Origin of the sequence: Cryobacterium sp. PAMC25264 (genome assembly GCF_019443325.1) — a bacterium.
Classification (GTDB): domain Bacteria; phylum Actinomycetota; class Actinomycetes; order Actinomycetales; family Microbacteriaceae; genus Cryobacterium.
The window spans coordinates 2,801,136-2,814,707 of the sequence record NZ_CP080383.1 but is presented as its reverse complement, the minus strand read 5'-3'; the positions used below and the strand labels follow the sequence as shown (position 1 = coordinate 2,814,707).

16 protein-coding genes are annotated in these 13,572 nt (G+C 69.2%); 9 read left to right on the top strand and 7 right to left on the bottom strand.

Annotated elements, in window-relative coordinates; genetic code table 11:
* Positions 1–11 precede the first annotated feature (11 nt).
* From KY500_RS13070 to KY500_RS13050, 5 genes are all read right to left on the bottom strand, one after another.
* On the bottom strand, positions 12–479 hold the full coding sequence (locus tag KY500_RS13070; RefSeq protein ID WP_255579304.1) for a flippase-like domain-containing protein: 468 nt from the start codon (positions 477–479) through the stop codon (positions 12–14).
* Positions 455–1,150: a hypothetical protein gene (locus tag KY500_RS13065; RefSeq protein WP_219900911.1), complete on the bottom strand. Its 696-nt coding sequence runs from the start codon at positions 1,148–1,150 to the stop codon at positions 455–457. The genes KY500_RS13070 and KY500_RS13065 overlap by 25 nt, the downstream gene beginning before the upstream one ends.
* A gap of 199 nt (positions 1,151–1,349) precedes the next feature.
* Entirely contained in the window at positions 1,350–1,841 is a 492-nt protein-coding gene (locus KY500_RS13060) for a SprT-like domain-containing protein (RefSeq protein ID WP_219900910.1), read from the bottom strand.
* Positions 1,841–2,977 carry a sorbosone dehydrogenase family protein gene (locus KY500_RS13055; RefSeq protein ID WP_219900909.1) on the bottom strand — a complete coding sequence of 379 codons (1,137 nt, stop codon included), beginning with the start codon at positions 2,975–2,977 and terminating at the stop codon, positions 1,841–1,843. The genes KY500_RS13060 and KY500_RS13055 overlap by 1 nt, the downstream gene beginning before the upstream one ends.
* A 59-nt stretch (positions 2,978–3,036) precedes the next feature.
* Complete coding sequence (locus KY500_RS13050) at positions 3,037–3,786, bottom strand: DeoR/GlpR family DNA-binding transcription regulator (protein WP_219900908.1); 750 nt, start codon at positions 3,784–3,786, stop codon at positions 3,037–3,039.
* 371 nt (positions 3,787–4,157) lie between these two features.
* On the opposite strand from KY500_RS13050, the gene KY500_RS13045 reads away from it, so the two are divergent.
* The 9 genes from KY500_RS13045 (at position 4,158) to KY500_RS13005 (ending at position 11,572) form a co-directional block, all read left to right on the top strand.
* Positions 4,158–5,207 carry an autoinducer 2 ABC transporter substrate-binding protein gene (locus KY500_RS13045; RefSeq protein ID WP_219900907.1) on the top strand — a complete coding sequence of 350 codons (1,050 nt, stop codon included), beginning with the start codon at positions 4,158–4,160 and terminating at the stop codon, positions 5,205–5,207.
* A gap of 73 nt (positions 5,208–5,280) precedes the next feature.
* On the top strand, positions 5,281–6,186 hold the full coding sequence (locus KY500_RS13040) for an ATP-binding cassette domain-containing protein (protein WP_219900906.1): 906 nt from the start codon (positions 5,281–5,283) through the stop codon (positions 6,184–6,186).
* The gene (locus KY500_RS13035; protein ID WP_219900905.1) at positions 6,183–6,680 is read left to right on the top strand and encodes an ATP-binding cassette domain-containing protein; all 498 of its coding nucleotides are present in this window, start codon (positions 6,183–6,185) and stop codon (positions 6,678–6,680) included. The genes KY500_RS13040 and KY500_RS13035 overlap by 4 nt, the downstream gene beginning before the upstream one ends.
* The gene (locus KY500_RS13030) at positions 6,677–6,817 is read left to right on the top strand and encodes a hypothetical protein (RefSeq protein ID WP_219900904.1); all 141 of its coding nucleotides are present in this window, start codon (positions 6,677–6,679) and stop codon (positions 6,815–6,817) included. Before KY500_RS13035 ends, KY500_RS13030 begins: the two co-directional genes overlap by 4 nt.
* A complete protein-coding gene (locus KY500_RS13025; RefSeq protein WP_219900903.1) occupies positions 6,817–7,866 on the top strand; it encodes an ABC transporter permease in 1,050 nt (349 codons plus the stop codon). Before KY500_RS13030 ends, KY500_RS13025 begins: the two co-directional genes overlap by 1 nt.
* Complete coding sequence (locus KY500_RS13020; RefSeq protein WP_255579303.1) at positions 7,863–9,005, top strand: ABC transporter permease; 1,143 nt, start codon at positions 7,863–7,865, stop codon at positions 9,003–9,005. The genes KY500_RS13025 and KY500_RS13020 overlap by 4 nt, the downstream gene beginning before the upstream one ends.
* A 17-nt stretch (positions 9,006–9,022) precedes the next feature.
* Complete coding sequence (locus tag KY500_RS13015) at positions 9,023–10,024, top strand: dihydroxyacetone kinase subunit DhaK (RefSeq protein WP_219900902.1); 1,002 nt, start codon at positions 9,023–9,025, stop codon at positions 10,022–10,024.
* Between the two features lie 7 nt (positions 10,025–10,031).
* Positions 10,032–10,685 (top strand): DAK2 domain-containing protein, encoded by a 654-nt coding sequence (locus KY500_RS13010; RefSeq protein WP_219900901.1) that lies wholly within the window; start codon positions 10,032–10,034, stop codon positions 10,683–10,685.
* Positions 10,682–11,572 carry an NAD(P)-dependent oxidoreductase gene (locus KY500_RS13005; protein WP_219900900.1) on the top strand — a complete coding sequence of 297 codons (891 nt, stop codon included), beginning with the start codon at positions 10,682–10,684 and terminating at the stop codon, positions 11,570–11,572. Before KY500_RS13010 ends, KY500_RS13005 begins: the two co-directional genes overlap by 4 nt.
* 212 nt (positions 11,573–11,784) lie before the next feature.
* Here the strand turns inward: KY500_RS13005 and KY500_RS13000 are convergent, their stop codons facing one another.
* The gene (locus tag KY500_RS13000) at positions 11,785–12,468 is read right to left on the bottom strand and encodes a hypothetical protein (protein WP_255579300.1); all 684 of its coding nucleotides are present in this window, start codon (positions 12,466–12,468) and stop codon (positions 11,785–11,787) included.
* Positions 12,469–12,549: 81 nt separating this feature from the next.
* Positions 12,550–13,419: a spermidine synthase gene (locus tag KY500_RS12995; RefSeq protein ID WP_219900899.1), complete on the bottom strand. Its 870-nt coding sequence runs from the start codon at positions 13,417–13,419 to the stop codon at positions 12,550–12,552.
* Between the last annotated feature and the right edge of the window lie 153 nt (positions 13,420–13,572).

Here is a 13,572-nt window from a genome sequence, read left to right as displayed (position 1 = left end):
TGCGGACATGCTCAGCGTACGCTCGTGCCGACCCCGCGCCGGGGGCGGTCCCTCCGGCGCAAGCTGCCCCACCGCAGCGACAGCCACGCGGCCAGGCCCAGCGGCAGCGGCAGCCAGTACTCGAGCAACCGCCACCCCAGCACCCCCAGCAGCGCGGCCGCGCGCGGGGCACCGAACGCGATGAGGGCCGGCACCATCACGGCCTCGACGATGCCCAGACCCCCCGGGGTGAGCGGCAGCATCGCGACGATCGTGCCCAGCCCGTAGACCGTGAGCAGTGGGCCGAACGCCAGCGGATACCCGAACGCGGCCAACAGCACCCACAGGGCGGCCGCATCCAGCAGCCAGTTCGCGGCCGACAGCAGCACCACGACGAGCAGGCGGCGCGGATGCGTGGCCAGGAGCCGGATCTGACCGCCCAGGGTTCGCACGAACGACTCCGCTGCGGACTCGGTCACAAGCGGCAGACGGCGTGCCACGGCGCGGGCCACCGTGACCGATCGGGCCGGGAGCCGGGTGAGCAGCCACACCCGAGAGCCGCGCCGGCCAGCAGGAGCAGCACCGCGATGCCGGCGACCCGGTAGTAGAGGTTGTCCGAGAAGGTGCGCAATGACAGGGCCACGCCCAGGGCGAAGAGGGCGCCGAGGGCCAGGTTCGACCCGGTGAGCTGGATGGTCGCGGCCGTCAGCGCGTTCTCCGGCCGCACGCCCGCCTGGCGCAGAAACCGGTACCTGGCGGCCGCGGCCGTGGCGCCGCCGCCGGGCACCGCGTTGCGGATGCCCAGGTCGGTGAGGTCGATGCGCAGCAGGGTGCGGAAGCGTGGCGTGGGCGGCCCGATCATCTCCGCCGACAGTGCGCTGTAACACAGCAGGGAGGCCAGCTCAAGGGTGAGCGCGGCCAGCACGAGCGACGGCGAGATCGACCCGAACGACTCCAGCGCCCGCACGCCGCTGGCATACTGCGGCACAAGAACGACCCCCACGATGACGAGCAGCAGCAGCATCGACGCGATGATGACCAGCGGATGCCGGCGCCGCGCGGTGGCTGCCGCGTGGGGTGACTCGGGGCCGGCAGGTTCGGGCGCACCGGGTGCGGGGCCGTCAGGTTGGGGCGCACCGGGTTCGGGCACCAGGTCCGCGTCGTCGGTCATGGCCCACTCCCACGCACACGTTGGTGGTCGGGATGCGGCTCGCACGCGTGTGCTCACCTCACAGTCTCCACCCGCGCGCCCGCCGCCGCATCCGCCCTCCGCCGCATCCGCCGCTAACCGGTCCCCGTGCGGACTTCTGCACCCGGTGTGCCGGGTGCACTTGTCCGGTTCGGGACCAGTCGCGCCGGGAACGGGTGGCTCAGCGCGCGGCGGCGGCGGCCTTGCGGCGGGCTGCGGGGGTGATCTCGCGCCGCACCCAGGTGATCACGTGCGCCGCGGTGAAGCCGCGCCCGCAGAGGCCGCAGGCCAGCTGCCGGGTGGGCTTGCGGTACCGGTAGTGCGTGTGGCCGGCCGAGCAGGTCCCCACCCAGGGGGCGAGGTCGTCGGCGATCTCCCCGTCGTGGGTGCGTTTGCCGTCATAGCCGAGACTGGCAGCCACGCTGCGCCAGGCCGGACCGTGACCGGCGCGGGCGCCGGCCAGGGCGTGTGCCACCTCGTGCAGCAGGATCTGGTGGATCTCGTCGTCGCCGTACCGGGCGGCGAGGTAGCGCGACACCGTGATGCGCTTGAGGGTGAAGTTGCACAGTCCCGCCCGCTTCTTGGCGTTGTCGAAATCGAAGGTCCAACTGGGGTCGAGGTGCAGGGCGATCAGCGCGTCGGCCCAACGGCGCACGCGCACGAGGTCGGCCATCAGGGCGCCACCTCTACCTGGTAGAGGCGGTCGTCGCCGGGGGAGGGGGTGCCGCGGCCATCGGTATTGTTCGTCACGAACCACAGTGTGCTGCCGGGGCCCGACACCACGTCACGCAGCCGGCCGAAGCTGTTCACAAACCAGTCGTCCACGGTGCCTGTGGAGGAGTCGACCCGCCACATCCGCTCTCCGCGCAGCGCGGCCAGGAACAGGGTGTCGCCGACGCTCGCGAGCCCGCTCGGGCTGGCCTCGTCGGTGGACCACTGGTGCACCGGGTCGGTGAACCCGGGCGTCTGGCCGATGCCCTCTACCTCGGGCCAGCCGTAGTTGGCGCCCGCGGTGATGAGGTTGAGTTCGTCCCAGGTGTTCTGGCCGAACTCGCTGGCCCAGAGCTGCCCGGCCCAATCCCAGGCCAGACCCTGCGGGTTGCGGTGCCCGTACGAGTACACGAGGGTGCCGAACGGGTTGTCCGCCGGAACCTCGCCGGTCGGCGTCATCCGCAGGATCTTGCCGCCCAGCGAGTCGAGGTTCTGCGCGTTGCCGGTGTTGCCCGCGTCGCCGGCCGTGGCGTAGAGCATGCCGTCGGGTCCGAACCCGAGCCGGCCGCCGTTGTGGTTGCCGGCCGCGGGGATACCGGTGAGCACGGTCTCCGGCTCGCCCAGTGCGAGACTGCCGGCGGCGCCGGTGACCGGCATCCGCACGATGCGGTTGTCGGATGCGGCGGTGAAATACGCGTAGACCCAGTCGGTGTCGTCGTCCCCCGGCAGGTACGCCAACCCGAGCAGCCCGCCCTCGCCGTTCGGCACCACCCCGGCCACGGTCGCGGCGTCGCGCAGGCTGCCGTCGGGCAGCAGCTCCCGCACGAGCGCGGTGTCGCGTTCGCTGATCAGCGTTACCCCGTCGGGCAGCCGCAGGATCGACCACGGCACGTCGAGGCCCTCGGCGATCACGACCGGGTCACCCACCGGATGCATCGGCGCGGGCGCCGCATCCGGGGCCGTGCTCGTCACCTCCGGAGTCGGCTGCGCCGGGGTGCTCGAGCTGACGCTGGTACGCGGGGCGCTCACCGCGCAGGCGCAGAGCAGCGCGACCGTACTCGCGGCCACCAGGCCGCCCCAAACTCGTCTGTGATGCATCACCTGAAGAATGCCACAGAAGCCTGAACCTGGCTGGAATCGCTGGAGCCCACAGGCCGCTAGAGACCCTTGCGCGCGCCGACCTGGATGAGCGGCACCGGGAAGTGCGACGCACGCAGCGGATCGAGCAGGTCGTCGGTGATGCCGGCGGTGAAATCGGCGATGTCGAGCACCTTGAACAGCGCCTCTCGGCCGAACTTGGAACTGTCCGCGACGAAGAATGCTTCCCGCGCGATGGAGCGCATGAGCCGTTTCAGCTCGACCTCGTAGCTGCTCGAGTGGTACAGCCCGTCGTCGCAGACCATGTCGGCGCCGAAGATCGCGACATCCACGCGCAGGTTGGTCAACTGCAGAACCGAGGCCGGGCCCCACATCGTGTACACGTCGGGCAACAATTCGCCGCCGATGAACACCAGGTGCGCCGAGCGGCGTTGCGCGATCTCCATGGCCACGCGCAGGTCGTTGGTGACCACGGTGAGGCGCCGCTGGGTGAGGTGCCGGGCCACTTCGAGCGTGGTGGTGCCGCCGTCCAGCAGCACGGTCTGGCCCTCGAGGACCCGGTCGGCCATGGCCTTGCCGATCGCGGCCTTCTCGGCCAGATGCAGTTCCTGCTTGAACTGGTTGGGGGTCTCCGCCTGGTGGATCGGGATCGCACCGCCGTGGGTGCGCTTGACCAGTTCCATCGCTTCGAGACGCTCGAGGTCGCGCCGGATCGTGGATGCCGTGACCTCGAACCGCTCCGCCAGACTGTTGACCGACTGGAACCCGCGGTCCTGGAGGGCGTCGACTATCTCAGCCTGTCGTGACACGCCTTCTCCTCGTCTCGGTGAGTTGCCTCAGGCTATCCAGAACTGCGCACTTTGTAAAGATTTCTGCGCGAAAATGCGCAGCAACGGATGCTTATCCCGCACCGATCGGCCGACGTTCTGCCCGCAATCCGCTCAGTGAGGCTCTCTCATGTGAGGCCGTGCGCAAGATGAGTAGCGCTGCCACGGACGTGAGGAAAGTCAGTCGACCGAGCGGCGCTTTTGCGCACAATCGCGCGGGTATTGCGCATATGTCGCGCACAAACGCTTGACATGCTGTGCGAGTTGCGGATAACTTCGTCCGAGAGCACGCACCACCGGTGTGCTGCCCCATCGTGATCAGCTCACGATTCGTTCACAAAGGAGTAAACGGAATGCAACGCAAGCACGCTCTCAGGAGCACTTCACTCGTCGTCGGGGCGGCTTTCCTGCTCGCCGGCTGCACCTCGGTCGGTAACGTCGGCAGCGAGACCTCCAGTACAGGGTCCGCCAGCACGAAGTCCGCCTCGGACATGGTCATGGTGACCGTCGTCAAGGCCCAGACCATCCCGTGGTTCCAGCGCATGGAGGTCGGGGTGAAGTCCTTCGCCGAGACCAGCGGCGTCGACGCCCGCCAGGAGGGCGCGGATGACGTCAGCCCCGAGAAGCAGGTTCAGATCGTGCAGGACCTGATCGCACAGCAGCCCACCGCCATCACCGTGGTGCCCAACTCACCCGAGGCACTCGACTCGGTGCTCAAGCAGGCCAGGGACCAGGGCATCATCGTCGTCTCGCACGAAGCGACCGGCATCAAGAACGTCGATATCGACATCGAAGCCTTCGACAACGCGTCCTACGGCTCCGAGATCATGGACAACCTCGGGGAGTGCATGGGCGGTAAAGGCGAGTACGTGCAGTTCGTCGGTGGCCTCACCGCCCAGACGCACATGGAGTGGGTCGACGCGGCCTACGAGAACCAGCAGGCCAACTTCCCCGACATGACCCGGGTCGAGACCCCCATCGAAAGCACAGACGACCAGGGCACCGCGTACGAACGTGCCAAGGAGGTCCTGGCCAAGTACCCGAACATCGCCGGGTTCCAGGGCTCCGCCGGTAATGACGTTCCCGGCATCGCCCGCGCCGTGCAGGAAGCCGGCCTGGAAGACCAGGTCTGCGTCATGGGCACCTCGATCCCGTCGGTGGCCAACCAGTACCTCGCCGACGGCTCGATCGACAAGATCTTCTTCTGGGACCCGGCGCTCGCCGGTGAGGCCCAGCTCAAGATCGCGCTGATGCTGGCCGAGGGCGACACCATCGAGGAAGGCACCGACCTGGGCATCGAGGGCTACACCTCCCTCAAGAAGCTCGACGGGTACGACAACGTCTTCGTCGGGCAGGCATCCGTCGCCGCCGACGCCGAGACGGCCAAGAAGTACGACTTCTAGTCACCCGAGTTCGACACCGGGGCGCGCGCCCAGCGGCTGCGCGCCCCGACGCTTCGGCTGGAAAGGCCATGCCATGACGTCCATACCCATTCCCACGACTTCGAGCGCGAGCAGCACCCAGACCCCCGTGCCGTTCGTTTCCGCCCGCGGCATCGGCAAGAGCTTCGGCGGCGTGCCGGCGCTGACCGATGTCTCTATCGACCTGATCCCCGGTGAGGTGCACTGCCTCGCCGGCGAGAACGGCTGCGGCAAGTCGACTCTGATCAAGATCATTTCCGGCGCCGAACGGCCCGACAGCGGCGAGATCATCATCGACGGCGTCTCCTACGACCACATCAACGCGAACGCCGCGATCCAGAGCGGCATCCAGGTCATCTACCAGGACTTCTCCCTGTTTCCCAACCTCACGGTTGCCGAGAACATCGTGCTCACCGCCGAGGTCGCCAGCCGCGCCCGTCGGTACTCGCCGAGCGCCATCCGGCCCCGCGCCGAGGCGATCGTGAAGGAACTCGACCTGGACCTGGACCTCGACCGGGAGGTCGGCGACCTCTCCGTGGCCGACAAACAGCTCACGGCGATCTGCCGCGCGCTCGTCAACGACGCCCGGGCGATCATCATGGACGAGCCGACCACCGCGCTCACCCACACCGAGGTCAGCCGGCTCTTCGCCCTGGTGGAGCGCCTGCGCGCCCGCGGCGTGGCCCTGATGTTCGTGTCGCACAAACTCGAAGAGGTGCTCGCTATCTCCCAGCGCCTCACCATCATGCGCTCGGGTCGGCACGTCGTGAGCGGCCCGACTGCCGACTTCGACCAGCGGTCCATCTCGCACCACATGACGGGGCGGCACGTCGATGAGACCCGCGTCGTCAGCGACCTCGACCCTGCCGCGCCGCTGGCCCTCGAGGTCACCGGCCTCTCGCTCGCCGGAGCGTATCGGGACATCTCGTTCCAGGTGCGCCGCGGGGAGATCCTCGGGTGACCGGGCTGTTGGGCTCGGGCCGCACCGAGATCGCGGAGTCGCTGTTCGGCGTCACGCCCGCCGACGCCGGCGAGATCCGGGTGGCCGGCAAGCCGGTCAGCATCCGCAGCATTCAGCACGCCGTCGCTGCCGGCATCGGCTACGTACCCGAGGACCGTCTCACCCAGGGGCTGTTCCTCGAGAAGTCGATCGCCGACAACATCGTCGCGGCGTCACTCCCGACGCACCGCACCCGCTGGGGCACCCTCAGCCGGTCCGGCATCGCCGAGACCATCCGACGCTATTTCACCGGCTTGAAGATCAGCGCGCCCAATGCCCAGGCGGCCGTGCGCACCCTGTCCGGCGGCAACGCCCAACGCGTGGTGCTGGCCAAGTGGCTGGCCACCTCGCCGACCGTGCTCATGCTCAACGGGCCCACTGTCGGGTCGATATCGGCTCCAAGGAAGAGATCCTCGAACTGCTGCGGGTGCAGGCCGCCCAGGGGATGTCGGTGATCGTGATCTCGGATGACGCGCCGGAACTCGTGTCGTCGTGCCACCGCGTTCTCGTGATCAAGCAGGGCCGGCTCACCCACACCCTCGAAGGAGACCAGATCACCGTGGAAACCATCCAAGAGAGGATGTCGGCCTGATGGACGCTCTCCGCAGACTGCGCGGCTCGAACAACGAGGGCGTGCTCGCCCTCGTGCTGCTCGGGCTGGTCGTGGCGATGTCGATCGCCAACCCGACCTTCTTCACGCTCAACACCGGCTTCGCCATCCTGCGCAGCTCCATCGTGCCGGTGGTGTTCGCCCTCGGTGTGCTCGTCGTGGTCATCACCGGCGGCATCGACGTGTCGTTCGCGGCCATCGCGATCTTCGCCGGCTACGCCACGGTGTCGTTCTGCCTCACGGTCGGCTTCGACCCCGGGCTGGCGGGCATCTTCGCCATCGCGATCGGCGTCGGCGCTCTGCTGGGCCTGGTGAACGGCATCGTCATCGCCCGCTTCGGGTTGCCCACTCTGATCGTGACGCTGGGCACGCAAGGCATCTTCTTCGGCGCGATGTACACCTACGTGGGCGCCAGCTACTACGCCGAGCTGCCCGGCTCGATGGCCGCACTGGCCACGACGAACCTGGTGGATGTGACCACGGCGTCCGGCCGCGCCTACCTGCACGTTCTCGTCGTGCCGGTGCTGCTGCTCTGTGTGCTCGTGTCGCTGGTGCTCAAGCGCACCATGTTCGGCCGGTCGCTCTACGCCATGGGCGGGGACCTGGAGGCGGCCCGGCGGGCCGGTTTCGCGGTCAAGCGCACCCAGGTGTGGGTGTACGTGGCAGTGGGAGCCCTGGCCGCCATCGCCGGGGTCATCCACATCGTGCTCAGCCGCAGCGCCAACCCTCGTGACCTGGTCGGCGGCGAACTCGACATCATTGCAGCCGTGGTGCTCGGCGGTGCGTCGATCTTCGGCGGCCGCGGCTCCGTCATCGGTACCGTGCTCGGGGTGCTCCTCGTGCAGGTGATCAAGAACAGCCTGCTGCTCGTCGGCGTTCCCAGCGCGTGGCTGCGCACCGCCGTCGGGGTGCTCCTCGTCGTCGGTGTGGGCGTGCAGGCCATCGCCGCCCGCCGCAAGTCACGACGGATGCGTGTCATCGACGACGCAGACCCCGTGCAGTCTCAGCCCGAAATGAAGGTGGGATCATGAGCCCCGACACCGATACGCGCACCGAGCGGCGGGCATCCGCCGACCGGTCGCCCCGAGCGCTGAACGACCGGCTCGGCCAGTTCACCCGTGGATTCCTGCGGCGCCCGGGGGCGTCCCCGAGCGCTGCCCGCATGGTCGTGGCCCTGCTGCTGGCCGTCGTGCTGTTCAGCGTGCTCAACCCGCGGGTGTTCCTCAGCCCGATCAACCTGCAGAACATCTCGGTCGCCGCGCCGGAGATCGGCATCATCGCTCTCGCGATGATGATCGTGATGCTCACCGGCGGCATCGACCTCTCCCTCGTGGCCATCGCCAACTTCTCCGCGATCACCATCTCCACGCTGCACACCGCGGTGTCGGCTTCCGACCCCGCCCTGGCGGCCTCGCTGGCGCCGGTCATCGTGCTGGCCGGAGTGGTGGTGGGCATGCTGGGCGGTGCCATCAACGGGTTCCTGGTCAGCGTGGTGGGCATCACTCCGATCCTGGCGACGCTGGCCACCATGCAGATCTACAACGGCCTGGCCATCGTGTGGACCGGCGGGTCGACCCTGTACGGCGCGCCGGAGGTGCTCGGCGCGATCGGTCAGGCCGCCGTGGCGAATGTGCCGCTGCTCTTCCTGGGCTTCCTGGTCATCGCGATCCTGGTCGCGGTGCTCGTCACCCGCACGTCGCTCGGCCGGATGATCCAGCTCGAGGGCGCTAACTCCGTGGCCGCCCTGTACTCCGCCATCCCGCGCCGCAAGGTGCTCCTGCGCACGTACACGATCGCGGGGGCGCTCGCCGGCCTGGCCGGCGTGGTGTTCCTGGCTCGTAACCCCACGGCATCCGCGGACTACGGCTCGTCGTATGTGCTGCTGGTGATCGTGATCGCGGTGCTCGGCGGCACCAACCCCACCGGCGGGTTCGCCACGGTCGCCGGCGTCGTGCTGGCCACGCTGACCCTGCAAGTGGTCTCCAGCGGGTTCACCGCGATGCGCCTCTCCTCCTATGAATACGCCATCGCCCAGGGTGTGATCCTCATCGCGGTGATGATCTTCGACGCCGTATCGGCCTCCCGCACCCGGCGGCCGCGCGCCGCTCGCGGCAGGCCCCCGGGTGGAAACCCGCCCGCATCCGCTTCCGTGCCCGTTTCAGAGAACTAGACAGAACCGAGAGAGATATGAAGAAAATCATCAACGACCCCAGTTCGTTCGTGGACGAGTTCGTCGACGGGATCCTGCTGGCCCACCCCGACCTGCTCAAGGCCGCGACCGACGACCGCCGGGTGCTCGTGCGAGCGGATGCCCCGGTCGCCGGCAAGGTCGGCATCGTCACCGGCGGCGGCTCGGGCCACCTGCCGTTGTTCAAGGGCTACGTGGGCCGCGGCCTCTGCGACGGCGTCGCCATCGGCAACGTGTTCTCCTCCCCGTCGTCGGCGCAGGTGCTGGAGGCCACCAAGGCCGTCAGCGGCGGCGCGGGCGTGCTCTACCTGTACGGCAACTACGGCGGCGACGTGTTCAACTTCGACCTGGCCACCGACATGGCCGAGCTCGAGGGCATCAGCACCCAGACGGTGCTCGGCCGCGACGATGTGGCCAGCCAGCCCAAGGAACGCAAGACGGACCGTCGTGGCGTCGCCGGCATCCTCTTCGCTTACAAGGCGGCCGGCGCCGCGGCCGAGCGCGGCGACAGCCTCGCCCAGGTCGCCGCGGTGGCCGAGGACATCATCGAGAACACCGCCACGATGGGAATCGGGCTCTCACCCACCATCCTGCCCACCACCGGCAAGCCGAGCTTCGAACTCGAGGACGGCGAGATGGAGGTCGGCATCGGCATCCACGGCGAGCCCGGATTCCTGCGCGGCGCCCTGGAGACTGCCGACCAGATCGCCGAGCGCCTCACCGAGCGGCTGCTGGCCGACCTCGGCATCGGCTCGGGCGATCGAGTGGCCGTGCTCGTCAACGGCATGGGAGCAACCCCGCTCGAGGAGCTGTACCTCTTGTACCGGCGCGTGCACCAGCTGCTGGCCGAGCAGGGGATCACCATCGAGAAGAACTACATCGGCGAATACGCCACCAGCCTGGAAATGGCTGGGGCATCCATCTCCCTGCTGACGCTGAACGACGAGCGACTCGCCCTGCTCAACGCGCCGGCCCGATCCCCATTTTTCCAGGAGGCATGAGCCCATCATGAACGGACACGAACTAAGCACCGCCATTCGCAACTGCCTGGGTGAACTCGTGCAGTACGCCGACGAGCTGGGCGAACTCGACCAGCAGCTCGGCGACGGCGACCTGGGCATCACCGTGTCGCTCGGCGCGGCAGCGGCCGTCGCCGCGCTGGAGGCCCTCCCCGAGACCGCCACCCCCTCCGAGGTGGTGCTCGCCTGCGCCAAGGCCTTCGCGAACGCGAACCCCTCCACCATGGCCGCCCTCGTGGCCGGCGCCCTGCTCGCCGGGTCGAAGGTCTGGGGCGACTCGGCCACCGTCACCGGCGACCAGATCGGCAAGTTCGCCCTCGCGGCCGCCGAGTCGATCAGCCAGCGCGGCAAGTCCCAGGTCGGTGACAAGACCATCCTCGACGCCATGTTCCCGGCCGCAGAAGCCCTGCTTTCCGCGCCGCCGGCTACCGCGCTCGATGAGGCCATTGAGGCGGCCGAGCGCGGGGTCATTGCCTCCAAGGCGCTGCAGTCCCGGCGTGGCCGGGCATCCTGGCTGCAGGAGCGCAGCATCGGCCTGCAGGATCCCGGGGCCACCGGGTACCTGAGGTTCCTGCAGGCCTGGAAGGCGGCGAATGCGCCGCTGGCCGCGTCCCAGTCCACGTCGGCGGAGGTGGCCAAGTGACCCGGGTCGCTTTCCTCGGTCTGGGGACCATGGGCCTGGGCATGGTGCGGAACCTGCTCGCCGCCGGGCACGAGGTCACGGTCTGGAACCGCTCGTCCGGCCCGCTGCAGCAGGCGACGGACGCCGGCGCAACCGCGGCCGACACCATCCTGAGCGCGGTCGACGGTGCCGAGGTGGTCATGTACTGCCTGAGTGATGACGCGGCCGTGCACGCGGTCGTCCTCGCCGAGGACGGCCTGGCCGCGGTGGTCGGCAGTGACGCGCTCGTGATCGACCTGTCTACCATCAGCCCGGAGGCCAGTGCCGCCGAGCGGGACGCCTTCGCGGCGCGCGGTGTGCGCTTCCTCGATGCTCCGGTGTTCGGGTCGCGGGGTGAGGCATCCGACGGCGGTCTGTGGATCGTCGTGGGTGGTGACCGGCGCGACTTCGAGACGGCCCTACCTGTTCTCGAGCCGTTGAGCGAGACCGTGCACTACCTGGGCGCGGGTGGGTCGGGCGTGCGGATGAAGCTCGTCGGCAACCTGGTGGTGGCGTCACAGCTGCTGGCGCTGGGGGAGGCCCTGACCCTGGCCGCGCGCGCCGGGCTGGACCTGCGCACAGTGCTCGAGGTGCTGCACGTGACCGACTTCCGCTCGCCGATCTTCGACGGCGTCGGCCCGGCCGTGCTCGCGGACGACTACTCGCCCTCGTTCGCCCTGCACCTGATGCAGAAGGACGGCCGACTGATCCAGGAGTTCGCGTCCGGCCTGGACGTTCCCGTGCCCAGCGTCGCCGCGGCTTCCCGCTACGTGGACGCCGCCATGGCAGCCGGCTGGCGCGACGAGAACGCCTCAGCCCTGATCAAGGCCCTCGCCACGGAGGCCGGGGTCTCGCTGACCGCTCCCTAGCTACCGCGCGGCGTCCGCTGTTCGGATGCTCGCTACCGTTCGGACCGTTCGCTGCACCTCGTATGGCCGGCCGCGCCCCCTATAGCGGGCGCGGCGGCCCACAGGGGGTGCGGCGAACGCTCGGGCGACGACCCGCCGGCGCATCCGGCGGTCAGCGGTGCAGCGAGTGCCCGTGCGCGCCCAGGCCCTGAGGCGCGGTGCGAATCCGCGATTCAGCGCTCGGTGCGGCGCTCGCCGATGAAGGACTCCACCACGGCAACCGCGATCAGCGCGCTCTCCAGCTCATCGGGGGAGGCGCCGGCCTTCTCGCGCAGAAAGACGGCGGCGGTGAAGTCGGTGAGGGCGCCCTCGAGCTCATCCTGCTCGAAGTGCACCTTGCCCCGGGTCTCCCGGGCGAAAGCGGCCGTGAGGTTCCACTCGTGGGTCTCCGACTCCAGCACGCACTGCGTCAGCTCGGCGGCGGCCTCCTCGAGCTTGCCCTGGAACTGCATCACCTGGGCGCGACGGATGCGGCACAGCACGAAGTCCTGCCGGTCGCCGGTGAACCGCGCCTGGCGCAGCGCCTGGTTGGCGATCTCGAAGGCCTCCTCCAGGCGGTCGAGCAGGCGCAGCAGCGTGACCTTCTCGTTGAGGGCAGACAGGCTGCGGAGTTTGCCGAGATCGTCGAGTCGTTCGGCGGCGGCGGGGAGATCGACTTTTTCCCGGAGGGTGACGGCGTCGTAGCCAGTGATGATGGTCAGGATGATGTCCTTGACTGGGCGGCCGAGGGGTGCCGCGGGTGAGATCGGGTTCCTTTCAAGGGTAACCCGACCTCGCCCCGCCGATCCCCGCGTGCCGGGGTGTGCCGCGTCACGGCATCCCGAATTCGACCGGTCGTCGATGCACATGGTGCCCATGCGGACTTCTGCACCCGGTGTGCCGGGCCCATTCGTCCGGATGGGAAACAGTTGCCCGCAACTCGCGGCAGCGCCCGCTGGCTAGTTGCCGATCTGGAAGACCGTGCGGCCGGGCAGCGGGGACGGCGTGGCCGTCGCATCCGTCGCCACCGATGCGGTCGCCATGAACTGGGCGAGCTCGGCGCCCTCGACCACCTTGGCCGGATGCGGGCCGCCCGCAAGCAGCCGCGGCACCCAGTGCAGGTCGAGCGGGGTGTGCGCGGCCACGAAGACGATGTTGCCGAACCGGCGCCCCTTGAGTACCTGGGTCTCGGCCAGGCCGATGACGTGCCCGAACACCGCCGACAGGGTCGCGGCCTGGGCGCGCGCGAAGGCGAGCCCGGGGCCATCCGCCACGTTCACGGCCAGCACCCCGCGCGGCGAGAGGAGAGGAGCGGCCAGCTCGTAGAACTCCCGGCTGGTCACGTGGGCGGGGGTGCGGGCGCCGGAGAAGATGTCGACCACCACGAGGTCCACGGATCCGTGCAGCCCGGCGGGCAGCTTGCCGAGCACCTCGCGGGCGTCGCCGTGCCGCACCCGCAGGTTGGCGCGCTTGTCCCAGGGCAGCTCGGCCCGCACGAAATCGATGAGATCGCTTTCGATCTCCACCACCTGCTGCCGCGAACCCGGCCGGGTCGCCTCCACATAGCGGGGGAGTGTGAGCGCGCCGGCGCCCAGGTGCACGGCCGTGATGGCCTCGCCCGGGTCCCCGATCAGGTCGATGACGTGCCCGATGCGCTGGATGTACTCGAAGAACAGCTCGTCGGGGTTGTCGATGTTCACGTGCGACTGCGGGGTGCCGTCGACCACGAGCTGGTAGCTGCCCGGCGTGAAGCGATCGGGCTCGATCACGGCCTGGTGCCCGCTCAGTTTCAGCGTGATCGTCGGATGCTCGTGCTCGCCCCTGCTCATGCCCCCAGTCTGACAGCCCAGCCCCCTCGCCACACCCCGCCATACATCTCGCGAGAGCGATGCAACGGTTGCTTGCCGTTGCGGAGGCAGCCACGCGGCCGCTTTCGCAAGAACCCGAGCCGAGGCACAGAGCGGTAGCGACATCCCGCATTT